At 65.5% G+C, this 22,356-nt stretch carries 22 protein-coding genes; 15 read left to right on the top strand and 7 right to left on the bottom strand.

Annotated features, from left to right (window positions below; all coding sequences use genetic code 11):
- Window positions 1–10: 10 nt before the first annotated feature.
- The 9 genes from ACFPU0_RS16760 to ACFPU0_RS16800 all read left to right on the top strand — a co-directional run bounded on the left by ACFPU0_RS16760 (window position 11) and on the right by ACFPU0_RS16800 (window position 9,117).
- Window positions 11–892: a CoA transferase subunit A gene (locus ACFPU0_RS16760; protein WP_377694355.1), complete on the top strand. Its 882-nt coding sequence runs from the start codon at window positions 11–13 to the stop codon at window positions 890–892.
- Between the two features lie 20 nt (window positions 893–912).
- The gene (locus ACFPU0_RS16765) at window positions 913–1,716 is read left to right on the top strand and encodes a CoA-transferase subunit beta (protein ID WP_377694356.1); all 804 of its coding nucleotides are present in this window, start codon (window positions 913–915) and stop codon (window positions 1,714–1,716) included.
- A 45-nt stretch (window positions 1,717–1,761) separates the two neighbouring features.
- The gene (locus tag ACFPU0_RS16770; protein WP_377694357.1) at window positions 1,762–2,631 is read left to right on the top strand and encodes an enoyl-CoA hydratase; all 870 of its coding nucleotides are present in this window, start codon (window positions 1,762–1,764) and stop codon (window positions 2,629–2,631) included.
- Entirely contained in the window at window positions 2,631–3,704 is a 1,074-nt protein-coding gene (locus ACFPU0_RS16775) for an NAD(P)H-dependent flavin oxidoreductase (RefSeq protein WP_377694359.1), read from the top strand. The genes ACFPU0_RS16770 and ACFPU0_RS16775 overlap by 1 nt, the downstream gene beginning before the upstream one ends.
- Before the next feature lie 53 nt (window positions 3,705–3,757).
- Window positions 3,758–4,516 carry an enoyl-CoA hydratase family protein gene (locus ACFPU0_RS16780; protein WP_377694361.1) on the top strand — a complete coding sequence of 253 codons (759 nt, stop codon included), beginning with the start codon at window positions 3,758–3,760 and terminating at the stop codon, window positions 4,514–4,516.
- A 6-nt stretch (window positions 4,517–4,522) separates the two neighbouring features.
- Window positions 4,523–5,689, top strand: a complete 1,167-nt coding sequence (locus ACFPU0_RS16785) for an acyl-CoA dehydrogenase (protein WP_377694362.1) — start codon at window positions 4,523–4,525, stop codon at window positions 5,687–5,689.
- 10 nt (window positions 5,690–5,699) lie between these two features.
- Complete coding sequence (locus ACFPU0_RS16790; RefSeq protein ID WP_377694364.1) at window positions 5,700–6,755, top strand: acyl-CoA dehydrogenase family protein; 1,056 nt, start codon at window positions 5,700–5,702, stop codon at window positions 6,753–6,755.
- A gap of 162 nt (window positions 6,756–6,917) precedes the next feature.
- The gene (locus ACFPU0_RS16795) at window positions 6,918–8,066 is read left to right on the top strand and encodes an acetyl-CoA C-acetyltransferase (protein WP_377694365.1); all 1,149 of its coding nucleotides are present in this window, start codon (window positions 6,918–6,920) and stop codon (window positions 8,064–8,066) included.
- Window positions 8,067–8,241: 175 nt separating this feature from the next.
- Complete coding sequence (locus ACFPU0_RS16800) at window positions 8,242–9,117, top strand: SDR family oxidoreductase (protein WP_377694367.1); 876 nt, start codon at window positions 8,242–8,244, stop codon at window positions 9,115–9,117.
- Between the two features lie 250 nt (window positions 9,118–9,367).
- Here the strand turns inward: ACFPU0_RS16800 and ACFPU0_RS16805 are convergent, their stop codons facing one another.
- The 5 genes from ACFPU0_RS16805 to ACFPU0_RS16825 all read right to left on the bottom strand — a co-directional run bounded on the left by ACFPU0_RS16805 (window position 9,368) and on the right by ACFPU0_RS16825 (window position 13,704).
- The gene (locus ACFPU0_RS16805) at window positions 9,368–9,676 is read right to left on the bottom strand and encodes a hypothetical protein (protein WP_377694369.1); all 309 of its coding nucleotides are present in this window, start codon (window positions 9,674–9,676) and stop codon (window positions 9,368–9,370) included.
- A 649-nt stretch (window positions 9,677–10,325) separates the two neighbouring features.
- A complete protein-coding gene (locus tag ACFPU0_RS16810; RefSeq protein WP_377694370.1) occupies window positions 10,326–10,577 on the bottom strand; it encodes a hypothetical protein in 252 nt (83 codons plus the stop codon).
- Window positions 10,574–11,041, bottom strand: a complete 468-nt coding sequence (locus tag ACFPU0_RS16815) for a Bro-N domain-containing protein (RefSeq protein WP_377694371.1) — start codon at window positions 11,039–11,041, stop codon at window positions 10,574–10,576. Before ACFPU0_RS16815 ends, ACFPU0_RS16810 begins: the two co-directional genes overlap by 4 nt.
- Before the next feature lie 708 nt (window positions 11,042–11,749).
- Window positions 11,750–12,784 carry an aldo/keto reductase gene (locus ACFPU0_RS16820; RefSeq protein WP_377694373.1) on the bottom strand — a complete coding sequence of 345 codons (1,035 nt, stop codon included), beginning with the start codon at window positions 12,782–12,784 and terminating at the stop codon, window positions 11,750–11,752.
- 47 nt (window positions 12,785–12,831) lie between these two features.
- The gene (locus tag ACFPU0_RS16825; RefSeq protein ID WP_377694374.1) at window positions 12,832–13,704 is read right to left on the bottom strand and encodes an alpha/beta fold hydrolase; all 873 of its coding nucleotides are present in this window, start codon (window positions 13,702–13,704) and stop codon (window positions 12,832–12,834) included.
- A 206-nt stretch (window positions 13,705–13,910) separates the two neighbouring features.
- Between ACFPU0_RS16825 and ACFPU0_RS16830 the strand changes: the two genes are divergently transcribed.
- Entirely contained in the window at window positions 13,911–14,789 is an 879-nt protein-coding gene (locus tag ACFPU0_RS16830; RefSeq protein ID WP_377694376.1) for a LysR family transcriptional regulator, read from the top strand.
- A 645-nt stretch (window positions 14,790–15,434) separates the two neighbouring features.
- Here ACFPU0_RS16830 and ACFPU0_RS16835 read toward each other — a convergent pair.
- Window positions 15,435–16,661 (bottom strand): type II toxin-antitoxin system HipA family toxin, encoded by a 1,227-nt coding sequence (locus tag ACFPU0_RS16835; RefSeq protein WP_377694377.1) that lies wholly within the window; start codon window positions 16,659–16,661, stop codon window positions 15,435–15,437.
- A complete protein-coding gene (locus ACFPU0_RS16840; protein WP_377694378.1) occupies window positions 16,661–16,984 on the bottom strand; it encodes a helix-turn-helix domain-containing protein in 324 nt (107 codons plus the stop codon). Before ACFPU0_RS16840 ends, ACFPU0_RS16835 begins: the two co-directional genes overlap by 1 nt.
- Before the next feature lie 397 nt (window positions 16,985–17,381).
- Between ACFPU0_RS16840 and ACFPU0_RS16845 the strand changes: the two genes are divergently transcribed.
- From ACFPU0_RS16845 to ACFPU0_RS16865, 5 genes are all read left to right on the top strand, one after another.
- Window positions 17,382–18,539: an acyl-CoA dehydrogenase family protein gene (locus ACFPU0_RS16845; RefSeq protein WP_377694380.1), complete on the top strand. Its 1,158-nt coding sequence runs from the start codon at window positions 17,382–17,384 to the stop codon at window positions 18,537–18,539.
- Window positions 18,536–19,723, top strand: a complete 1,188-nt coding sequence (locus tag ACFPU0_RS16850) for an acyl-CoA dehydrogenase family protein (protein WP_377694382.1) — start codon at window positions 18,536–18,538, stop codon at window positions 19,721–19,723. Before ACFPU0_RS16845 ends, ACFPU0_RS16850 begins: the two co-directional genes overlap by 4 nt.
- A gap of 14 nt (window positions 19,724–19,737) precedes the next feature.
- A complete protein-coding gene (locus ACFPU0_RS16855; RefSeq protein ID WP_377694383.1) occupies window positions 19,738–20,520 on the top strand; it encodes an SDR family oxidoreductase in 783 nt (260 codons plus the stop codon).
- A 2-nt stretch (window positions 20,521–20,522) separates the two neighbouring features.
- Window positions 20,523–20,981, top strand: a complete 459-nt coding sequence (locus tag ACFPU0_RS16860; protein ID WP_377694384.1) for a MaoC family dehydratase — start codon at window positions 20,523–20,525, stop codon at window positions 20,979–20,981.
- A 162-nt stretch (window positions 20,982–21,143) separates the two neighbouring features.
- The gene (locus ACFPU0_RS16865) at window positions 21,144–22,346 is read left to right on the top strand and encodes an acetyl-CoA C-acyltransferase (RefSeq protein WP_377694385.1); all 1,203 of its coding nucleotides are present in this window, start codon (window positions 21,144–21,146) and stop codon (window positions 22,344–22,346) included.
- The last annotated feature ends 10 nt before the right edge of the window (window positions 22,347–22,356 follow it).

The following is a 22,356-nucleotide window of genomic DNA, read 5'->3' on the forward strand; positions in this document are numbered from 1 at the left end:
AGATCGGAAGATGGACAAACGCATGACAGCGGCCGACGTGGTCGGCCAGCTCCACGATGGCATGACCATCGGTATCGGCGGCTGGGGCCCGCGCCGCAAACCCATGGCCCTGGTGCGGGAGATCCTGCGCTCGGACCTCAAGGACCTCACGCTGGTCGCCTACGGCGGCGCCGATGTCGGCATGCTCTGCGCCGCCGGCAAGGTGCGCAAGCTGGTCTACGCCTTCGTCTCGCTGGATTTCATCCCACTCGAGCCGTACTTCCGCAAGGCCCGCCAGGAGGGCGCGGTGGAGGTGATGGAAATCGACGAGGGCATGCTGCTGCTCGGCCTGCGCGCCGCCGCCATGGGCGCGCCCTTCATCCCCACCGCCGTGGGGCTGGGCACCGACGTGCTGCGTCTGAACCCCGGGCTGAAACTGGTGGCGTCCCCCTACGACGACCGCCGCGACTGGATCGCGATGCCGGCCCTGAAGCTGGACGCCGCGCTGGTCCACGTCGATCGCGCCGATGCCCGTGGCGTCTGCCAGATCGCCGGCCCCGACCACTACATGGACGATCTCTTCGTGCGCGCCGCCGACAAGGCCTATGTGAGCTGCGACGAACTGGTGGACAGCGCCTGGTTCCACGAGGACCAGGCCCGCGCCCGCCAGGTGTTCTGGGAGCGCAACCGCACCACCGCCGTGGTGCACCTGCCGGGCGGTGCCCATCCCTCGTCCTGCGCGCCGCTCTACGGCTTCGATGTCGCCCACTTCAAGGCCTACAACGCCTCGGCCGCCGAGCCGGACGGCTGGCAGGCCTATGTCGAGCGCTACGTGAACTGCGGCGAGGACGAATACCTCGCCCGGGTCGGCGGGCTCAAGGCCATCCGCCAACTGTCGCTGCCGGTTTTCTGAATAGAAGTGAGGAGTCCGAGATGACTGCCACCAAACAACCCTACAGCCTCGCGGAACTGATGATCTGCGCCGCTTCCGAGGCCTTCACCGGGGATGGCGAGGTGCTCGCCACCGGCATCGGCGTGCTGCAGCGCCTGGCCGCGTCCCTGGCCATGCTCAACAGCAATGCCGAACTGATGATGACCGACTCCGAGGCCTTCCTGGTCGCCGAGCCGGTACCGGTGGGACCGCGCGGCGGCTACCAGCCCAGGTTCGACAGCTGGATGGGCTTTTCGCGCATCTTCGACAACGTCTGGAGCGGACGCCGCCACGCCCTGGTCGGCCCGGTGCAGGTCGACCGTTACGGCCAGGCGAACATCTCCTGCATCGGCGACCACGCCAAACCGAAATCCCAGATGCTCGGGGTGCGCGGCTTCCCCGGCAACTCCATCAGCCACGCCAACTCCTTCATGGTGCCCGGCCACAACAAGCGGGTGTTCGTCGAGGGCGAAGTGGATGTGGTGTCCTCGGTCGGCTACAACCCCGAGCGCCTGGCCCGTGGCTGGTCCATGGACGAAATCGACATCCGCCTGATCGTCACCGACCTCTGCGTGCTGGACTTCCAGGGCCCGCAACGGCAGATGCGCATCCGCTCCCTGCATCCCGGGGTGACGGTCGAGGAAGTCCAGGCCGCCACCGGCTTCCCGCTGCACATCCCCGCGGACATCCCGACCACGCCGGCGCCGACCCTGGAGCAACTGATCCTCATCCAGCAGCTGGACCCGCACAACCTGCGCGCCGCCCAGCTCAAGGACAACCCGCCGGGCGTGCGCGCCCCGCAGTGAAACCCCGTACGAACACCTGAAGTCCCGCGAGGCGGAGCAGCGCAGATGAACGAACCTATCGATAACGCCGAACAGGTGGTGCTCTACGAGGTCCAGGGCCCGGTGGCCCTGGTCACCATGCACCGGCCCGAGTACCACAATGCGCAGAACTCGCGAATGACCTACGCGCTGGACGCCGCCTTCAAGCGCGCCTGCGACGATGACGCGGTCAAGGTCATCGTCCTGCGCGGGGCCGGCAAGCACTTCTCCGCCGGCCACGACATCGGCACCCCGGGCCGCGACGTCAACCAGAGCTTCGACCGCGCCAGCCTCTGGTACGACCATGTCGGCAAGCCGGGCGGCGAGTTCCTCTACGCCCGCGAGCAGGAGGTCTACCTCGGCATGTGCCGGCGCTGGCGCGACATGCCCAAGCCGACCATCGCCATGGTGCAGGGCGCCTGCATCGCCGGCGGGCTGATGCTGGCCTGGGTCTGCGACCTGATCATCGCCTCGGAGGATGCCTACTTCTCCGACCCGGTGGTGCGCATGGGGATTCCCGGAGTCGAGTACTTCGCCCACGTCCACGAGCTCAACCCGCGCATCGCCAAGGAGTTCCTCTTCCTCGGCGAGCGCATGGGCGCCGAGCGCGCCTGGCAGATGGGCATGGTCAACAAGGTGGTGCCCCGCGACGTGCTGGAGGACGTGACCCTGGACGTGGCCCGGCGCATCGCGCAGATGCCGCGCCTGGGCCTGCAACTGACCAAGCAGGCGGTGAACAACGCCGAGGACCTGATGGGCAAGCGCGCCACCATGGACATGGTGTTCGGCCTGCACCACTTCGCCCACGTGCACAACGAACTGGTCAGCGGCGACAAGCTGGGCGGCTACGACGCCCGCGCCATGGCCCAGTCACAGCGCAACCCGGCGGAGGCGTGATGGCGATTTCCCTCGACACCCGCCTGACCCGCCTGCTGGGCTGCCGCTACCCGATCATCCAGACCGCCATGGGCTGGGTGGCCGACCCCAGGCTGGTGGCGGCCACCGGCAATGCCGGCGGCTTCGGCTTCCTCGCCGGCGCCACCATCGAGCCGGAGCGCATGGAGCAGGCGATCGTCCAGACCCGGGCGCTCACCGACCGGCCCTTCGGCGTCAACTTCCACATGTACCAGGCCAACGCCGCCGAGATCGTCGAGCTGGTGGTCAGGCACAAGGTGCGCGCGGTCAGCTACAGCCGCTCGCCCGGCAAGGCGATGATCGCCAGGCTCAAGGATGCCGGCGTGGTCTGCATCCCCACGGTGGGTGCCCTCAAGCACGCGGTGAAGGCCGTGGAAATGGGCGCCGACGCGGTGACCGTGCAGGGCGGGGAGGGCGGTGGCCACACCGGTTCCGTGCCCACCTCCATCCTGCTCGGCCAGGTGGTGGACGCGCTGGAAGTGCCGGTGGTCGCCGCCGGCGGCTTCAAGGACGGCCGCGGCCTGGTCTCGGCCCTGGCCCTGGGCGCCGAGGGCATCGCCATGGGCACGCGTTTCCTGATGAGCGCCGACAGCCCGGTGCCGCCGGCCACCCTGGAGCGCTACCTGAAGGTGCGCGACCCGGCCGCGATCATCGTCAGCCGCGCCATCGACGGCCTGCCGCAACGGATGATCCGCAACGAGCTGCTCGACCGCCTGGAACGCTCGGGCGGCCTCAAGCGCCTGCTGCTGGCCCTGCGCAGCGCCCTGGCCTACCGCCGCCACAGCGGCGCCAGCATCGCCCAGCTGCTCGGCAGCGCGCTGAAGATGCGCGGTGGCGACGGCCTCACCGCGGCCCAGACGCTGATGGCGGCCAACGCGCCCATGGTGATCCAGAAGGCCATGGTCGACGGCCAGCCGGCCGAAGGCGTGCTGCCCGCGGGGCAGATCGCCGCCGCCATCGACGCCCTGCCGGGCTGCGCCGAACTCATCGAATCCATCGTGCAGCAGGCCGAGCAACGGCTCGCCGAGCTGTGCCGCCGCGCGGAGGCTCCGTAGGGTGCGCCATGCGCACCCTACGGCAGAAGAATCAAGCAACTGGGGGTAGTCGGATGAGCAATCCATTTCAAGTGAGCATCGACAACGGCATCGCCGAGATGGTCTTCGACCATCCGCCGGTCAATGCCTTCGACAGCAAGGGCTGGGCGGCCATCGCCGCCGAGCTGGAAAGCCTGGGGGCGTCGCCCGAGGTCCGCGTCATTGTCATCCGCGCCGAGGGCCGCGGCTTCTGCGCCGGGGTGGACATCAAGGAACTGGCGGCCAACGGTGACCTGATCGTCGCCGTCAACAAGGGCAACTACGACAGCTTCAAGGCTGTCCACCGCAATCCCAAGCCGGTGATCATCGCGGTGCACGGCTTCGTCCTCGGTGGCGGCATCGGCCTGTGCGGCGCGGCGGATATCCTGGTCGCCTCCGAATGCGCGCGTTTCGGCGTGCCCGAGGTGGACCGTGGCGCCATGGGCGGCGGCGCCCACCTGCAGCGCCTGTTCCCGGTGCAGAAGGTGCGCCACATGTACTTCACCGGCGAGATGATCGATGCCGCCGAAGCCTACCGCCTGGGCGCGGTGGAGCGTGTGGTCAAGCGCGAGGAACTGCGCGAGGCTGCCCTCTCGATCGCCCGCAGCATCGCCGCCAAGAGCCCGGCCATGATCGCCCTGGCCAAGGAGGCGCTCACCGGCATCGAGGACGGCAACCTCGAAGACAAATACCGCTGGGAGCAGGGCTTCACCCTGCAGGCCTACCGCTCGCTGGATTCCCAGGAAGCCCGCGATGCCTTCGTCGACAAGCGCGACGCCAACTTCAAGGACTGACCCGCCATGCATCTGACCTATACACCGCAGCAGCAGGCGTTCCGCGAAGAGGTACGCGCCTGGATGGCCGCCAACGTGCCCACCGAGGCGCTGAAATCCTTCGACTGCGAGGAAGGCTTCGCCCAGCACCGCGCCTGGGAGGCCAGGCTCAATGAAGGCCGCTGGGGCATGGTCACCTGGCCCAGGGAGCTCGGCGGTCGCGGCTGCGACCTGATCGAGTGGCTGATCTTCGAAGAGGAGTACTACCGCGCCGGCGCCCCGGCCCGGGTGAACCAGAACGGCATCTTCCTGCTCGGCCCGACCCTGATGGAGTTCGGTACCCCCGAGCAGCAGGCGCGCTTCCTGCCGAAGATGGCCACGGGCGAGGAAATCTGGGCCCAGGGCTGGTCCGAGCCGAACGCCGGTTCCGACATGGCGGCCATCCGCTGCCGCGCCGAGCGCCAGGGCGACCATTTCGTGATCAATGGCCAGAAGACCTGGTCCACCCGCGCCGTCTGGGCCGACTGGCTGTTCGGCCTGTTCCGCAGCGACCCGGCGTCGAGCCGCCACCACGGCCTGACCTTCATCCTGCTGCCGCTGGACAGCCCCGGCATCACCGTGCGGCCGATCCCGCAGCTCAATGGCTTGCCGGGCTTCGCCGAAATCTTCTTCGACGACGTCAAGGTGCCGGTGGAGAACGTACTGGGCGGTGAGGGCATGGGCTGGCACGTGGCGATGTCCACCGCCGGCTTCGAACGCGGCCTGATGCTGCGCTCGCCGGCGCGCTTCCAGGAGACTGCACGCCGCCTGGTGGCGCTCTACCAGGCCAACCGCGAGCAGGCCGACCAGGACCCGGCCATAGGCGAAGCGGTGATGCGCGCCTGGCTGGATGCCGAGGCCTACACCCTGAACACCTACATGACCGCCTCGCGGCTGGTGAAGGGCGGCAAGATCGGGCCGGAGTCGTCCACCAACAAGATCTTCTGGTCCGAACTGGACCAGCGCATGCACGAAACGGCGCTGTCGATCCTCGGCCTGCGCGGCGAACTGCTGCCGGAGGCGCCGGATGCCGGCGACGTCGGCCACTGGCTGGACGGCTTCCTGTTCGCCCAGGCCGGCCCCATCTACGCCGGCACCAACGAGATCCAACGCAACATCATCGCCGAGCGCATGCTTGGCATGCCGCGCGCATAACGGGGGCGCCATGGACTTTACCTTCAGCGACGACCAACTGCTGTTCGAAGAAAACGTGCGCGGATTCTTCACCAACGAAGTGACCCCGGAGCGCATTCGCGAGCTCTGGCAGAGCGAGAGCGGGCGCAGCGACGAACTCTGGGCGCAGCTCACCGAACTGGGCCTGCCGGCGGTCACCGTGCCGGAAGGCTTCGGCGGCCTGGACATGAACGAACTGGACTTCATCCTGCTGGCCCAGGAATGCGGCTATGCCGGCCTGGCCGAGCCCCTGGTGGACACCGCCTTCGTCGGCGTACCGCTGCTCTGCGCCCTGGGTGCCGAGCAGCTGGACCTGCAGAGCGAGTGGCTGACCCGCATCGCCGAGGGCAAGGCGCGCCTGGCGGTGGGCCAGCCCGGCAACCCGCTGGTGGCCGACGCCCACGTGGCCGACCTGCTGCTGCTGCCCCATGGCGACGAGGTACATGCCGTGCCCCGCGCCCAGGTGAGCCTGACCCGCAATGAATCCGTCGACCCCAGCCGCCAGCTGTTCCGCGTCGACTGGACCCCCGGCGACGCCACCCGCGTGGCCGCTGCCGAGCAGGGCCGGGCGCTCTGGGCCGCCGCGCAGAACCGCGGCGCCCTGGGCACCGCCGCCCAGTTGCTGGGCCTGGCCAAGCGCATGGTGGACCTGGCGGTGGACTACAGCTTCGAGCGCAAGCAGTTCGGCAAGCCGGTGGGTTCCTTCCAGGCGGTCAAGCACCTGATGGCCAACGTCGCGGTGCAGATCGAATTCGCCAAGGGCCCGCTCTACCGTGCTGCCTACGCCGTGGCCCACCAGCTGCCGGACCAGGACACCCAGGTCTCCCACGCCCGCCTGGCCTGCACCGAGGCGGCGCTGCTGGCGGCGAAGAACGCCATCCAGACCCACGGCGCCATGGGGTACACCTGGGAGGTGGACCTGCAGTTGTTCATGAAACGCGCCTGGGCCCTGGACAAGGTCTGGGGCGACCGCGGCTGGCACAAGGCGCGGATCCGCCAGGCGCTGTTTTCTGGCGCCGTGAAGCCCGGGGCGGGCAATACGTTCTGACCTCCAGCACCCTCACCCCCGGCCCCTCTCCCTGAAGGGAGAGGGGAGCAAAGCCGCCCGTGCCGTCCTTGACCTTTGCCCTCTCCCCAACCCTCTCCCGCTTGCGGGAGAGGGTTGGGGAGAGGGCAAACGAACTCACACCATTACACCGAGATTGACCCCATGCCCGAAGCCTACATAGTCGACGCCCTGCGCACCCCCACCGGCCGGCGCAAGGGCGGCCTGAGCCAGATCCACGCCGCCGACCTCGGCGCCCATGTGCTGCGCGAACTGGTGGCGCGCAACGGTATTCCCGACGCCGACTACGACGACGTGATCTTCGGCTGCGTCGACACCATCGGCCCGCTGGCCGGCGATATCGCCCGCACCTGCTGGCTGGCCGCCGGCCTCGACCAGGCCGTGCCCGGCACCACCATCGACCGCCAGTGCGGCTCGTCCCAGCAGGCCGTGCACTTCGCCGCCCAGGCGGTGATGAGCGGCACCCAGGACGTGGTGGTCGCCGGCGGCGTGCAGACCATGACGCAGATCCCCATCTCCTCGGCCATGACCGCCGCCGAGCCCCTGGGCTTCACCGATCCCTTCTCCGGCTCCGAAGGCTGGGTGAAGCGTTACGGCAAGGTACCGCCGACCCAGTTCCGCTCGGCGCAGATGATCGCCGAGAAGTGGGGACTGACCCGCGAGGCGCTGGAAGCCTACGCCCTGGAGTCCCACCGCCGCGCCCTGCTCGCCATCTCGGAAGGACGTTTTACCCGCGAGATCGTCCCCCTGGCCGGCGTCCAGCACGACGAGACCCCGCGCCAGACCAGCCTGGACAAGATGGCCGAACTGGAAACCCTGTTCGGCTGCGACCGCGTCACCGCCGGCGTGTCCAGCCAGACCTGCGACGCTGCCAGCGCGATGCTGGTGGTCTCCGAGGCGGCGCTGAAGCGCTACAACCTGACGCCGCGCGCGCGCATCCACCACATCAGCGTGCGCGCCGAAGACCCGATCTGGATGCTCACCGCGCCCATCCCGGCCACCGAATACGCCTTGAAGCGCGCCGGCATGAAGCTGCAAGACATCGACCGGGTGGAGATCAACGAAGCCTTCGCCTCGGTGGCCATGGCCTGGCTGAAGGAAACCGGCTACCCCCACGACCGCACCAACGTCAACGGCGGCGCCATCGCCCTCGGCCATCCCCTGGGTGCCACCGGCACCCGGCTGATGTGCACCCTGCTCCACGAACTGGAGCGCAGCGGCGGGCGCTATGGCCTGCAGACCATGTGCGAAGGCGGCGGGCAGGCCAACGTGACCATTATCGAAAGGCTCTGACGCCGCTGGCCCTCACCCCAACCCTCCCCTTGCAGGTCGCCCCTGAAGGGAGAGGGGGCTGTCTGTGCAGCGGATGAACCATGCACGGACTGCTTTGCTCCCCTCTCCTCTTCAGGGAGAGGGGCCGGGGGTGAGGGTAGCCACCTATCACTCGGACTATCCGGAGATTCCAAGAATGCCAATCTGCCAAAACCGCTCCGTCATCATCACCGGCGCCGGCGGTGGGCTGGGCCGGGCCTATGCCCTGGCCTTCGCCGCCGAAGGCGCCAAGGTCGTCGTCAACGACATCAACCTGCCCGCCGCCGAAGCGGTGGTGGCCGAAATCCGCGCCCAGGGCGGCGAGGCCGTCGCCAACAACGGCGACATCACCAACTACGCCGCCGCCGGCGAGATCGTCCGTGCGACCATCGAAGCCTTCGGCGACCTGCACGTGCTGGTGAACAACGCCGGCATCTGCCGCGACCGCATGTTCGCCAGCCTCACCGAGGCCGACTGGGACGCGGTGATGGCCGTGCACCTCAAGGGCCACTTCTGCTTGGCCAGCCATGCGGTGAAGCACTGGCGCGAGCAGGCCAAGGGCGGCATCGCGGTCAAGGCGCGGATCATCAACACCAGTTCCGGCGCCGGCCTGCAGGGCTCCATCGGCCAGTCCAACTACGCCGCCGCCAAGGGCGGCATCGCCTCGCTGACCCTGGTGCAGGCCGCCGAACTGGCGCGCTACGGCATCACCGCCAACGCCCTGGCCCCGGCCGCGCGCACCGGCATGACCGAGGAGGTGTTCGCCGAGGTGATGAAAAAGCCGGAGGATGGCTTCGACCACTTCGCCCCCGAGAACGTCGCGCCGCTGGTGGTGTGGCTGGGCTCGGAAGCGTCCCAGTCCGTCACCGGCCGCATGTTCGAGGTGGAAGGCGGCAAGCTTTCCATCGCCGATGGTTGGCGCAAGGGCCCCGAGCACGACAAGGGCGCGCGCTACCAGCCGGAGGAAGTCGGCGACGTGGTCGAACGCCTGCTGACCGAAGCCGTACCCGCGCAGAAGGTGTACGGCAGCTAGTTGAGCCTTGTGGGGGCGAATTCATTCGCCAAGGACAGCGCAGCTGTCCCGTAGGGTGGATAGCGCTCTTCTATCCACCAGCCCTGAGCCACCTTGGGGGCAACAAGGCGAACCTGCGGTCCGCTTAGCCATTGAAATCGCTCCCACAGATTTTGCATTTCCCAAACAGAAAGAAGGCGCCACATGTGGCGCCTTCTGCCTTTCGAGGTGCATACGTCATGAATTGCCTGCCTCTGAACTGCTCCGGGAGTTAGCTGATGCGGTTGGCACCAGTGCGGTCGGCACCACCTTCGGCAACCTGGAAGCCCTTGGTACGGTCGGAGCCACCTTCAGCGACGCGCAGGGACTGGGAACGCTCGGAGCCGTTCTCGGCCACGTCGAAGGCCTTGGTGCGGTCGGAACCACCTTCGGCGACGCGCAGGGACTGGGAGCGCTCGGAGCCATTCTCGGCAACGCGGTGGGCGGAAGTGCGGTCGGCACCACCCTCGGCAACCGACAGTGCAAAAGCGGAGGCGGACAGGCTGGCGATGAACAGGCTGGCGAAGATTTGCTTTTTCATTTTGGTCACCTTGGTTAGAGGGGGGTGGAATTCGTCTACGGGGCCCATGTTACTGATGTGATTTCGATGAAGAAGTGATGCTGCGTGATGGTTGCCATCGACGTGAGTGATAGTTGTGTAAATGCAATTAAAAACAATTAGTTAAAGAGATTTTTGTGGCGAAGTTGCGCTGATTGGAAAGGCTTTTTCCGTCAATTGGAATAATCAGGTTGTTAGATGTATATGGGCTGGATTTGCTCGTTTTCTGAGCACTTCGTGAATCCGAACTGCAGCAGGGGCGGCGGAAGGATCGACCAGCCGACCCGGCGACGATGCTGATTGCCGGGTTCTGCAATGCCATCTTCATGGGGATGTCTCCGTTGCAAGCGATTGGCGGGGGGCGGGTCGCTCCCCTTCATGTCTCGCTAGCAGTTGAACACCGCGACGTATCAGGCCTGTGTCGTTTTCCGGGGCGGTGCAATGCCCATGTATCCCGACGCCGTGCAGACACACTGTGATGCAATGCGATGCCGCCCTTCGCCATCCCCGCCCCGCACCGTCTCCCGGCCCAACCTGTAGGGGCGAATTCATTCGCCAAGGGCAACCCCGTTGCCCCAAAAAACAAAGGCCCCTCTCCCAACCCGGAAGAGGGGCCAACCCACACCTCAAATCACCCGCTCCCCAACGGCAACTTCTCCAGCTTCACCAACTGCCAGAAATCCTCCAGGTTGCTGCGGGACAGATGAATCACTGCATCCATCAGCGCGCTTTCCCTGATGTTGTCCAGATAGGGCCCGGGAATCCCCTCCCTCAACGCCGCATTGTCCAGGATGACCTCGGCAAGCAACTGCACCGTCTGCAGCCGCGAATCCAGACGGTCCAACAGCTCCCGCAGCCGACGCTGCTCCAAATCTATGCTCATGCCGACACCTCCTTGCCCGAAGTCATCAAGGCCGGCAGATCGCGCCAGGCCACCCAGACCTCGCCCTGCCAGCGCACCACTCCCAGCTGCCGACCCTCGAAGCTCAAAGAAGAACGGCGCGGTGCTGCATCCGGCACCCGGTGATAGTCATGCAGCGTCGGCACCAGCACTTCGCTGAGCCAGCGGCCGATATCGCCATGCTCCGGTTTGCCGAAATGGAACAGCGCCTTGTAGGCACCGATATCGCTGATGGTCGTTACCTCTTCGTGGAAGTCGCGGGTGTATTCGAGGCAGAGGGGTTGTTGCTCGTGAGGCTCCAGGGCCGCAAGCAAGGATTGGGCATCGGGAACGCCGATCAACCGGGCGAAGTCATGAGCGACGAACCAGGGCTGGTTATCGACCATCAGGGTGCGCAGGCGAAGGGAATGGTGGAAGAAAACGAGAGGGGAATATGCGTCGTGCATGATGAAGCTCCTCTTGCGTTAGGAAGACTCCACCACCCGCGCTGTCAATCGAGGGTGGCAGATCGCGCGGGGTTGACAGACCGAGGCAAGAGAACCCGGCAGACCACGAGGGTCTCCCCGCGCGATCCGCCATAGAGCAATGCAGTTGAAAACCGCATTCGAGCAAGGGCCTGCAGAAGCAATCCGCCGCTTCCGCATGCGCCGCTAAGGCGCAATCGCGCCTCTTGCTGTCGGGCTGTCAAACCCGGCCACGGGATTGACCGTGACGGGGGAACACTAGCTATGGCGCGCGTAGGGCCTCAAGGCTAACGGTCTGTAAGAAAGTTCTCTGTAAGTCGGAGAAAAGAGAGTCAGAAAAATCTGTAGGAAGTGGCCGTGTGGGTGACGCTGTTGCGTTGGGCAAGCCAACTGTTTCCGTGCCTCGGCCATACGAGGGGGCTGGTGGTTAGAGAATGGATGCTTCCGGCCTCTAACAGCCGCTCAAGCTCGGTTGCTGTCGGCCAGAGGCGGCCTCGGATCATGCCCTTGTAGGATGGGTGGAGCCTGCGATACCCATCGTTTGGCGGCATGGGTATCGCTCCGCCCCACCCATCCTACGAACAAGCACGTGCCATTGAAGCGGACGGCGCAAAACGGCCAGAAGGGGGCATTCGCTTTTTGGCCAAAGGCGTGATTGTCCGTCACGCCTTTGGCCTCTACCGCTCCAAATCAACGAATAGCGCGGGTTGGCGCATCGATGAGTTCTGGCTGCCCACCAGCGAGCGCTGGTGCCGTCGCGGCGACCACGTCGTGCGGGAACCCGAGGGTGATGGCGCTGGCGGCGTCCAGTCGTTCGAGCTGTGCCGACGTCAGCCGAACCTCTAGCGACGCAAGGTTGTCGGCGAGCTGTTCGGCGGTGCGTGGGCCGATGATCGGTAGTGTTCCCTTGGCGAGCACCCACGCAATGGCGACTTGTCCCGGTGAATGCCCCGTCTCTTCGGCGATTGCCAGCACGGCATCGAGGGTCGAGGTCTTGCGCTGGTCGCTCTCGCTGTGGATGACCACTCCCAGCCCCTGCGCCCGCCCCGTTTCGCCATTGCGGTATTTGCCGGTGAGCAAACCGCCTCCCAGCGGTGACCAGCCGACCGCTCCCAGATTGAACCCGGCGGCCATCGGTAGAAGCTCACGCTCCGCCGACCTTTCCACCAGGCTGTACTCCAGCTGCACGGCCGAGATGGGCGACCAGCCCCGCAACTCGGCCAGTGTGGCAGCGGTGGCCACACGCCAGGCCGGGAAATCCGATAGGCCGGCGTAGAGAATCTTGCCGGAGCGGATCAGGTCGTCGAGGCCTCGGGCGATTTCGTCGATGGGCGTTACCCCATCGGGCATGTGCACCCACAGCAGGTCGATGTGATCCGTCTTCAAGCGTTTCAGGCTGGCTTCGACCGAGCGAAACATGGCCTTGCGGCTGTTGCCGGAACGCTGGAGGCCAGCATCAGGTGAGTCGCCGAGGGAGAATTTGGTCGCCAGCACGATGTCGTCGCGGTCGGCGGCGATGAAGTCGCCAAGCATCGCTTCCGACTGGCCAAATTGGTACTGATCGGCCGTATCGATGAAGTTGCCACCGGCCTCGCGGTAGCGGGTGTAGATCTTGCGAGCCTCTTCCTGATCGGCACCGTAACCCCAGCCCTTGCCGAAGTTGCCAGTGCCCAGGGCGAGTGACGATACCCGAAGGCCGGTATTGCCGAAGATGCGGTAACGCATGGCGTATTCCTCCGAAGGGAGTGCTCAGCTGCCTGCACAGGATGTGGTTACTTGGACGTGTGCGCGATGAAATCGGCGATGTACTCCGCTGACAGCTCCGGATACTGGTGCTGCGGGCCATGCCCCGCTTCGGGATAGAAGACAAATTGCGCGTTGCGCAGTTGGCCGATGAGCGGGAACCAGTTCTGGCCGGCGGTGCTGGTGTCGTTATCGCCACTGATGACCAGCATCGGCGTACGCGTCTGGGTCAGTCCAGCGCGGCGTCCCAGCGTGTCTTCGCCGAAGGCTTCGGCGGCCTTCAGGTACACCAGGAACTGCTCCATCTGCGAAGGAATCTTCGACACCACATCGGGGCGGGCGTAGATGCGGTCATGAGAGGCCTTGGCCGCCGCGCGGCTGAACTCGGATTGTGGTTCGAAGAACAGCACTTCTTCGTCGTCCAGGTCGTTCACTGGCTTCATGGCGCGCTCGATGAACACCTGCTGGATCGGCAGTTGGCCCGGCCCCGGCGGATTGGTGCCCACCAGGATCGCATGGGTCACGCGCTCCGGTTGGTCGAGCAGCAGGGTTTGTGTGGTGAAACCGCCCCACGACCAGCCCAGCATGGCGAACTTGTCCAGCTTGATGGCCGTGGTGAAGTCGTTGACGAAGCTGGCAACCTGGCCCAGGTCGTCGGGCAGAGTGCCGCTCGAGTATCCAACGCCCGGATAGTCGAAGGTAATGACGGTGTGTCGTTCGGCCAGCTTGTCCAGGAACAGCGGATCCCAGGTGTCGAGCGTCCCGCGCATGCGGTTGGCCAGGACGATGGGGCTGCCTGAGCCGATGGAGCGGTAGGCGATAGTGTTGCCATTGACCCCCACGTATTGATTTTCAGCAGTAGCGGCAGTCTGTTCGAAGGGTGTGGCATGCAGGGTGCTCATGATCATTTTTCCTGTAGCGAGATAGCGGTCGAAGTAGTGGGGCGGGCCGTCCTGCCTGGAGTCTGTTGCCGCTGATGCTGGCGCAGTAGTCATCCGATGGGGACTTTTTACGCCTCGCGTGGCGTTGCTTAAATAGCTACGATTGCAATCACAAGTTGCAAAAAAGCAATGCGATTGGCGCAACGCTTGCTCTGAGTGATGGCCCCATGAACTTCGACTGGAATGACATCCCGCTGCTGCTGAAGCTCGCCGAGTCCGGCAACATGGCCCAGACAGCACGCGAGCTAGGCTTGGTTACGTCCACCGTGAGCCGACGGGTCGCGGCGGCCGAGCAGGCGCTGGGCATCCGACTCTTCATCCGTGACAACACCGGTTACCAGCCGACCGCTGGCGGAAAAATTCTCTTGTCCCATGCCGACACCATCGTTGACCGTGTCAAGACGATGCTCCTGGAAAGCCAGGAGGAAGCACAGGCCATCTCCGGTGCGGTCAATATCACCGCAATCGACGTTCTGCTCAGTCATTGGCTGGTGCGTCATGTGCCTGCACTGTTGGCCAAGCATCCACGCCTTGAGTTGAACTTCATGGGAGATTTTCGTGAACTTTCGTTCACCCGGCGCGAAGCCGACCTCGCCATTCGCCTCAACAGACCCACCGCAGACGCCGCCCTACGAATGCGCAAGATCGGGACGTTGGGTTTCGCGGTTTACGGCGCCAAGAACTTCTCCGGCGCCTCGCGCAAGGACTGGTCAGCCCTGCCTTGGCTGTCATTTCCAGATGAGATGGCCCGGTTGGCGGAGATGCAATGGTTGGCCAAGATCGGGCCGCTACAGAAAATACGACTGACCAGCATTTCAATGATTGCTAGCGCCTGCGAAGCAGGGATTGGGATCGCACTGCTTCCCTGCGTAGTGGGCGATCGCTTGGGGCTTGTCCGGTTACAACAGGAGCCAGAGTCACAGAGGGAGCTGTGGTTGCTCAGCCACAAGGATGCAGGTCAGGTAGCTCGGTTTCGCGCAGTTTCTCAATGGTTGAGCGAGCAGGCGGAGCAGGATTCGGAGCTGCTAGCCGGGAACGTTCAATAGGTTGGAAATGGCCGCTTTTGGCCCAGGACGTGTAAAAACGCAGCGGGTGATGGATGGCTGGTTTTGGATGGTGTTAGCGGTGCCCAGAGCCCCCTGGGCGCTGGTGTGTCGAGGCAAAGCAAAAACGGGGACAGATTTATTTCTTCTACTCTAATCGGTCTCTCTGGGCCGACAGCCTTGGGTTGATTTCAGCCGAGTCCAGCAGGCAGGCTTTGGCCGATAGCCGTCTGCCGATCTTCGCACGTCAATAGATCCCCGCTCAGGGGCATACCCATCGCACTGGCCAGCAGGCCTTCATTGCCTGCAAGGCCCTGCATTGGGTTTCGCTGCAGTCACGGAACGCCGCCCGACCCATCCTACTTGGGGCAGCTTTGCTGCCCTTGGCGAATGAATTCGCCCCTACAGGTACAGCTGCCTCTGTGCAATGCCGTTCCTCGTCGTTCATCCAGACGATTCCCCGCCGACTCACCAGTTACCGATATTGCCATGCGCAGGCCCGCCAAAATGGAACAGCGCCTTATGGGCATCGATATCGCCGATGACTGTCACGTCTTCATGAAAGTCGCAGGTGTGTCGAGCGTTTTGCCGCGCAAGAGCCGCCACAAGTTGCGTAGAGATGCCATTTCAGATCGCCCAGCTCACCGCTCAGGTCAGCAGTTTCTTTCCGCTGGTTGCGTCCACTGCGGCATCCAGCTCGGCTCCAGCCAAGTGCTGCGCATAGTGGTCTTTCAATTCCGGTTCCCAGGCGGCGACCTCATCCAGAATATCCGCCGCCGCCTCCTCGGACAGCGCAAAGTGCTGGTGGTGACTCAACAGATTGACTCGGCTCAACAGGGGCCCTTTCATCCCAACATCCATCGCAAGCCCCTGCGCAGGGCCTTCTCCCAACACGGGAAGTACGTCGTACATGGGCGAGAGCCGCCAAACGCCGTCCTGCCAGATCACCGCGTGGTTGCGGGGATGATCATCACTGTTCCCCACCAGGGCGTTGTACGCCATTCGCCGATAGAGCTCTTGCCGATCGGCATCTGGCGCCCCTCTGCGGTACAGCTCGTCCGCCAGCGCGGCGTAAATCCATCCCTTGTTGGTTTGCACACGCCAGTCGGCATCGAGCAGGGTCAAACCGCTCATCATTGGGATGCGGTGAAATTTCTTCTGATCTTCAGACCACTTCCGGTCAAATCGCTCGACCAGGAGCGTGTTGCCTCTCTCGCTGCGATGCAAGGCCGTACGGGCAACGCTCATCCCCTTGTTAGCCGCAAAGGTCATGCAGGCGTACTCGAAGGCCGGCAGGTCGTAGTGATCGAACTTATCGCGCGGCTTGGCCAAAACCAGCTTGTGGTCGAGACGGTAGGTGCGCTTCGGCCTGGCGCCACCGACTGCCGAGCGCTGATCCCGTATTTTCAGCGCCTCCAGCTGTTCATTGGTCAGTTGGCTGTCATAGATCGCCGCGCAGACCTCGATGAAGTGGTCGAGTCCCTTGGCGTCGAGCATTTTCATGGGCTTCTCGCCTACACCCGGTCTGGGCGTACGCTGCTCGCCGGCCATGATGTTTCCTGCACGATCCTCGTTCGGTGACAACAGCAGGAGTTGAATCGGATCGAGCGTGCCCTTGCGTGTACGCCGTAACAACCGCTCCCCCCAGCCATCAGGCATCGCATCGTCGATGAATCCGGGCACACCGCCATTCTTGGGCACGGTAATCGGGCGACTGGACAGCGGGAACCGAATCGGGTCCGGCACCCAGAACTTGCCCTCGACTGCCTCCGGTGCATAGAGGAATGTGCCGACGCCACCGTCCAAGGTGAGCCTGCCCAAGGTCACTGTCGCGCCCGTGATCGGGCACTCCATGTAGATGTAGGCACTGGGCATCAGAAGTCCTCTGCATTGCTACGCGGTAGTCGTACACGCTTGTTGGCATTGGTTTCCAAGAAATCGGCATCGAATGCGGGGTCATCCAGCAGTGCTTGGAACACCCGGTCGGAAATCCCTACGGTAAACAGCGCCAGCATGAAATCGCGCAATGAAACGCCCTCCGCTTTCCCGGCCTCGATATGCCGAATCGCACGGAGGGAGATCCCGGCTTGTTCTGCAAGGTCAGCCTGGCGTATCCCCATGCGCAGGCGCGCCTCTTTCACCAGCAGGGCTACGCGGTACAGCAGGGATGCGCTTTGTACGGGAAAGTAGTCTTTCATAAGGTTTCACCAGGAGAAATCCTATGCTTAATAAGATGTCATTTAGCGCACGTTAATGGCTGGATGAAAATAGCATTATGTTTGCCTGACGACATCTTATAACCAATAAGATGCAATGGGGTGGCGCTTTAACTTCGTGCCAATCCATTTCTCCGTACGTTTAAATGTCTTGCCCAGGCGCATGCCCGCCAGACAGGCCAGCAGGCCTTCATTGCCTGCGAGGTTCTGCGTTGGGTTTCGCTGCACTCGCGGAACGCCGCCCTTGGCGAATGAATTCGCCCCTACACATTGACCCCGACACAACGGCCGTTCCCCTCGTCGTCCATCCGGACGATTCCCCGCCTTGCGCAACTCGCCAGACTGCCCCCCAGCCCAAGAACCACAAGAAGGCAGCCTTATGGAATTCGCGTTCAGCGATGAGCAGGAGATGATCCGCGAGTCCGCCGAGAGCTTTCTCGCGGACGTATCCGACTCCGCCGCCGTGCGGGCGGCCATGGCCAGCGAGCTGGGCCATGACCCCGCGCTCTGGCAGCGCCTGTGCACCGAGATGGTCTGGCCGGCCATCCATATCCCTGAAGAGTACGGCGGCCTGGGCCTGGGCTTCGTCGAACTGGCCATCCTGCTGGAGCAGATGGGCCGGCGCCTGCTCTGTTCACCCTTTTTTGCCAGCGCCTGCCTGGCCACCCCGACATTGCTGCTGGGCGGCGACGAGGCGCAGAAGCAGCGCTGGCTGCCGCAGCTGGCGGAGGGCAGCCTGACCGCCACCCTGGCCTGGGCGAGCAATAACCGCAATGGCCTGGACGCGGTGCAGGCCAGCGTCCGTGCCGAGGGCAGCGGCTTCGTGATCGACGGCACCCTGCGCCAGGTGGTGGACGGCCATAGCGCCGGGCTGCTGATCGTGGCCGCCCGTGGTAGCGAGGGCATCGCGCTGTTCGCCGTGCCGGCCGACACCCCCGGCATCAGCCGTCGCCTCACGCCCACCCTGGACCAGACCCGCAAGCTCGCCGAGGTGAGCCTGCTGCAGGTCTATGTCGGGGCCGATGCCCGCCTGGGCGCGCCGGGGCAGGGCGGTGAGCTGCTGGAGAAGGTCCTGTTGCTGGCCTGTGCGGCCCAGGCCGCCGAGCAGACCGGCGGCGCCCAGCAGGCCCTGGACCTGACCCTGGCCTACATCGCCGAACGCCAGCAGTTCGGCCGCGCCATCGCCAGCTTCCAGGCCATCAAGCACCGCGCCGCCGACATGATGCTGGAGGTGGAGTGCGCCCGTTCCGCCGCCTACTACGCCGCCTGCGTGGCCGAGGAGGCGCTGGCGGCCAATGGCGAGGCCGCCGTCGCCGCCGAACTGCCCCTGGCCGCCGCCCTGGCCAAGGCGCGCTGCTCGGAAGCCTTCTTCCACTGCGCGGCGGAGTCCATCCAGTTGCACGGCGGCGTCGGCTTCACCTGGGAATACGACCCGCACCTCTATTTCAAGCGCGCCCGGGCCAGCGAGGCCTTCCTCGGCGCGCCGTCCTGGCACCGCGAGCGCATCGCCGCCGCCCTCCTGGGGGAAATCGCATGAAGATCAGTTTCAGTGAGGCCGATGAAGCCTTCCGCCGCGAGGTCGCCGGCTGGCTGGCGGACAACCTCTGCGGCGAGTTCGAGCCGCTGCGCTTTCGCGGCGGCCCGGGGGACGAACACAGCTTCCCCGAGGAGCGCAAGGCCTGGGAGCGCAAGCTCGCCGCAGGCGGCTGGACCTGCGTCGGCTGGGCGAAGGAGCACGGCGGGCGCGGCCTGTCCATCAGCCAGCAGGTGATCTTCCACGAGGAATACGCCCGCGCCGGCGGTCCCGGGCGCATGGGCCATATCGGCGAAGGCCTGGCCGGCCCGACCATCGCCGCCTTCGGTACCGAGGGACAGAAACGCCGCCTGCTGCCGGGAATCGTCGCCGGCACCGAGTTCTGGTGCCAGGGCTACTCCGAGCCGGGGGCCGGCTCGGACCTGGCCAACGTCAAGACCCGCGCCGTGCTGGAAAACGGCCAGTGGCGCATCAGCGGGCAGAAGGTCTGGACCTCGCTCGCCCACGAATCCGAGTGGTGCTTCGTCATCGCCCGTACCGAAGCGGGCAGCGTCGGCCACCAGGGCCTGTCCTTCCTGCTGGTGCCGATGCACCAGCCGGGCATCACCGTGCGGCCCATCGAGCAGCTCACCGGTACTTCGGAATTCAACGAGGTGTTCTTCGACGAGGCGCTGACCGATGCCGCGAACATCCTCGGCGCCCCCGGCGACGGCTGGAAGATCGCCATGGCCCTGCTGGGCTTCGAGCGCGGGGTGTCCACCCTCGGCCAGCAGATGCTGTTCCAGAACGAGCTGGAGGAGATCATCCGCATCGCCAAGGCCAACGGCGCCGCCCGCGACCCGCTGCTGCGCCAGCGCATCGCCGAGGCCTGGGGCGGGCTGCGCATCCTGCGCTACAACTCCCTGCGCATGCTCTCCGGTGCCCAGGACGGTTCGCTGCGCCGCGAGGCGATGATCTACAAGCTGTGCTGGGCCAACTGGCATGTGGCCCTGGGCAAGCTGGCCATGGACGTGCTCGGCGCGGATGCCGAACTGCTCGAAGGTGCGCCGTACCAGCTGGGCCGCCTGCAGTCGATGTTCCTCTTCAGCCGCTCCGACACCATCTACGGCGGCACCAACGAAATCCAACGCAACATCATCGCCGAACGCGCGCTGGGCATGCCCCGCGAGCCGCGCGTGCGCGCCTGATTCGAGGACCTTGCATGAGCATTCCCAACTACGTTCCCGGCCATGGCCTGCTGCGCGGCAAGTCGGTGCTGATCACCGCCGCCGCCGGCGCCGGCATCGGCTATTCCGCCGCCCTGCGTGCCGCCGAGGAAGGCTGCCGGGCGCTGATGATCAGCGACATCCACGAAGGCCGGCTGCAGGAAGCGGCGCTGAAGATCCGCGAAGCCACCGGGCTGGACCGGGTCTACACCCGCGAATGCAACGTCACCTCCGAGGAGCAGGTGCAGGCCCTGGTGGCCGCCGCCGAACGCGACCTGGATGGCGTCGACGTGCTGATCAACAACGCCGGCCTCGGCGGTTCGCGCCTGCTGGTGGAGATGAGCGACGAAGAATGGAACCGTGTGCTGGACGTGACTCTCACCGGCACCATGCGCATGACCCGCGCCATGCTGCCGAAGATGATGGAGCGCCGCGCCGGGGTGATCGTCAACAACGCCTCGGTGCTCGGCTGGCGCGCGCAGAAGGAGCAGAGCCACTACGCCGCCGCCAAGGCCGGGGTGATGGCGCTGACCCGCTGCGCGGCGGTGGAGGCCGCCGAGCATGGCATCCGCATCAACGCGGTGAGCCCGAGCATCGCCCTGCACGACTTCCTGAAGAAGTCCGCGCCCAAGGAACTGCTGGACCAGCTCGCTTCCCGCGAGGCCTTCGGCCGCGCCGCCGAAGTCTGGGAAGTGGCCAACGTGATGATGTTCCTGGCCAGCGACTACAGCTCCTACATGACCGGCGAAGTGCTGTCGGTCTCCAGCCAGAGGGCCTGAACATGGCGATGATCTTCGAGACGCCCGCCGCCCTGCTGGAGCGCGTGGGTGAACAGCTCGGCCACAGCGACTGGATCAGCGTCGAGCAATCGCGCATCGACCAGTTCGCCGAGGCCACTGGCGATCACCAGTGGATCCATGTGGACCCCGTGCGCGCCGCCAGCGGCCCCTTCGGCGCCTGCATCGCCCACGGCTACCTGACCCTGGCCCTGGTCAACCTCTTCCTGCCGCAGATAGTCGAAGTGCGCGGCATTTCCATGGGGGTGAACTACGGCTGCGACAAGGTGCGCTTCCCCAACGTGGTCCGCGCCGGCAGCCGGGTGCGCGGCAGCGCCCAACTGGTGGCCGCCGAGGAAGTGAAGGGCGGCGTGCAGGCCACCATCCGCGTCAGCGTGGAGATCGAGGGCGAAGAGCGCCCGGGCTGCGTGGTGGACACCATCAGTCGGTATTACCCCGAGTAGGGGCGAATCCATCCCGCTTTCCTGTAGGGGCGAATTCATTCGCCAAGGGCAGCGCAGCTGCCCCATCGGGCCTTGCAGGGCAGACCTGCGGCCTGCTTGGCGAATGAATTCGCCCCTACAGGGTTCTGCCCGCCAGGGCGATCGAGAATCTGGAGTAATCCAATGAAAGAAGCCGTAATCGTCTCCACCGCGCGTACCCCCATCGGCAAGGCCTTCCGTGGGGCCTTCAACGACACCGAGGCGCCGCTGATGGGCGGCCATGTGGTGCGCGAGGCGGTGCGCCGCGCGGGCATCGAGCCGGGCGAGGTGGATGATGTGATCATCGGTGCCGCCGCCCAGCAGGGCACCCAGGCCTACAACCTCGGCCGCCTCTGCGCGGTGGCCGGCGGGCTGCCGAACAGCGTCGCCGGCATGGCGGTGGAGCGCCAATGCTCCTCGGGCCTGATGAGCATCGCCCTGGCCGCCAAGAGCATCATGTGCGACGAGATCGACATCGCCGTCGCCGGCGGCCTGGAGTCCATCTCCCTGGTACAGAACAAGCACAAGAACAGCTACCGCAACCAGTCCGAGGCGGTGCTGATGCGCGATCCGCGCGCCTATATCCCGATGATCGAGACCGCGGAAATCGTCGCCGAGCGCTACGGCATCTCCCGCGAGGCCCAGGACGAGTACAGCTACCACAGCCAGATGCGCACCGCCCTGGCCCAGAGCGCCGGGCTGTTCGACGCAGAGCTGGCGCCGCTCACCGTGCGCAAGCTGGTGACCGACAAGGCCACGGGCGAAAGCCGCCACGAAGCCGTGACCCTGACCCGTGACGAGTGCAACCGCGCCGACACCACCCGCGAAAGCCTGCGCGCCCTGGAGCCGGTCTGGCAGGGCGGCCAGTGGACCGGCGCCGGGCGCTTCATCACCGCTGGCAACGCCTCGCAGCTCTCCGACGGCGCCTCGGCCTCGGTGCTGATGAGCGCGCAGATGGCCGAGCGCCGCGGCCTGGAACCCCTGGGCATCTACCGTGGCCTGGCGGTGGCCGGCTGCGACGCCGACGAGATGGGCATCGGCCCGGTGTACGCCATTCCCAAGCTGCTCAAGCGCCATGGCCTGAAGCTGGACCACATCGGCCTCTGGGAGCTGAACGAAGCCTTCGCCTGCCAGGTGATCCACTGCCGCGACACCCTGGGGATCCCCGACGAGCGCCTGAACGTCAATGGCGGCGCCATCGCTATCGGCCATCCCTTCGGCATGTCCGGCGCGCGGATGGTCGGCCACGCGCTGATCGAGGGTAAGCGTCGTGGCCTGCGCTATGTGGTGGTGACCATGTGCATCGGCGGCGGCATGGGCGCCGCCGCCCTGTTCGAAGTGGCCTGAGGAGCATTGC

It is taken from the genome of Pseudomonas sp. GCM10022186 (genome assembly GCF_042656385.1).
Lineage (GTDB): Bacteria > Pseudomonadota > Gammaproteobacteria > Pseudomonadales > Pseudomonadaceae > Metapseudomonas.

Excerpts from the sequence above, each read along its gene's own strand:
- ACFPU0_RS16835 (WP_377694377.1), bottom strand. The coding sequence starts at position 16,661 with ATGCCCAGTGCCTACATCTACATGGAGTGCCCGATCACGGGCGCGACA.
- ACFPU0_RS16810 (WP_377694370.1), bottom strand. The coding sequence starts at position 10,577 with ATGAGCATAGATTTGGAGCAGCGTCGGCTGCGGGAGCTGTTGGACCGT.
- ACFPU0_RS16775 (WP_377694359.1), top strand. The coding sequence starts at position 2,631 with ATGGCGATTTCCCTCGACACCCGCCTGACCCGCCTGCTGGGCTGCCGC.
- ACFPU0_RS16840 (WP_377694378.1), bottom strand. The coding sequence starts at position 16,984 with ATGAAAGACTACTTTCCCGTACAAAGCGCATCCCTGCTGTACCGCGTA.
- ACFPU0_RS16800 (WP_377694367.1), top strand. The coding sequence starts at position 8,242 with ATGCCAATCTGCCAAAACCGCTCCGTCATCATCACCGGCGCCGGCGGT.
- ACFPU0_RS16830 (WP_377694376.1), top strand. The coding sequence starts at position 13,911 with ATGAACTTCGACTGGAATGACATCCCGCTGCTGCTGAAGCTCGCCGAG.
- ACFPU0_RS16865 (WP_377694385.1), top strand. The coding sequence starts at position 21,144 with ATGAAAGAAGCCGTAATCGTCTCCACCGCGCGTACCCCCATCGGCAAG.
- ACFPU0_RS16785 (WP_377694362.1), top strand. The coding sequence starts at position 4,523 with ATGCATCTGACCTATACACCGCAGCAGCAGGCGTTCCGCGAAGAGGTA.
- ACFPU0_RS16790 (WP_377694364.1), top strand. The coding sequence starts at position 5,700 with ATGGACTTTACCTTCAGCGACGACCAACTGCTGTTCGAAGAAAACGTG.
- ACFPU0_RS16815 (WP_377694371.1), bottom strand. The coding sequence starts at position 11,041 with ATGCACGACGCATATTCCCCTCTCGTTTTCTTCCACCATTCCCTTCGC.
- ACFPU0_RS16805 (WP_377694369.1), bottom strand. The coding sequence starts at position 9,676 with ATGAAAAAGCAAATCTTCGCCAGCCTGTTCATCGCCAGCCTGTCCGCC.
- ACFPU0_RS16855 (WP_377694383.1), top strand. The coding sequence starts at position 19,738 with ATGAGCATTCCCAACTACGTTCCCGGCCATGGCCTGCTGCGCGGCAAG.
- ACFPU0_RS16850 (WP_377694382.1), top strand. The coding sequence starts at position 18,536 with ATGAAGATCAGTTTCAGTGAGGCCGATGAAGCCTTCCGCCGCGAGGTC.
- ACFPU0_RS16765 (WP_377694356.1), top strand. The coding sequence starts at position 913 with ATGACTGCCACCAAACAACCCTACAGCCTCGCGGAACTGATGATCTGC.
- ACFPU0_RS16845 (WP_377694380.1), top strand. The coding sequence starts at position 17,382 with ATGGAATTCGCGTTCAGCGATGAGCAGGAGATGATCCGCGAGTCCGCC.
- ACFPU0_RS16795 (WP_377694365.1), top strand. The coding sequence starts at position 6,918 with ATGCCCGAAGCCTACATAGTCGACGCCCTGCGCACCCCCACCGGCCGG.
- ACFPU0_RS16825 (WP_377694374.1), bottom strand. The coding sequence starts at position 13,704 with ATGAGCACCCTGCATGCCACACCCTTCGAACAGACTGCCGCTACTGCT.
- ACFPU0_RS16820 (WP_377694373.1), bottom strand. The coding sequence starts at position 12,784 with ATGCGTTACCGCATCTTCGGCAATACCGGCCTTCGGGTATCGTCACTC.
- ACFPU0_RS16860 (WP_377694384.1), top strand. The coding sequence starts at position 20,523 with ATGGCGATGATCTTCGAGACGCCCGCCGCCCTGCTGGAGCGCGTGGGT.
- ACFPU0_RS16770 (WP_377694357.1), top strand. The coding sequence starts at position 1,762 with ATGAACGAACCTATCGATAACGCCGAACAGGTGGTGCTCTACGAGGTC.
- ACFPU0_RS16760 (WP_377694355.1), top strand. The coding sequence starts at position 11 with ATGGACAAACGCATGACAGCGGCCGACGTGGTCGGCCAGCTCCACGAT.
- ACFPU0_RS16780 (WP_377694361.1), top strand. The coding sequence starts at position 3,758 with ATGAGCAATCCATTTCAAGTGAGCATCGACAACGGCATCGCCGAGATG.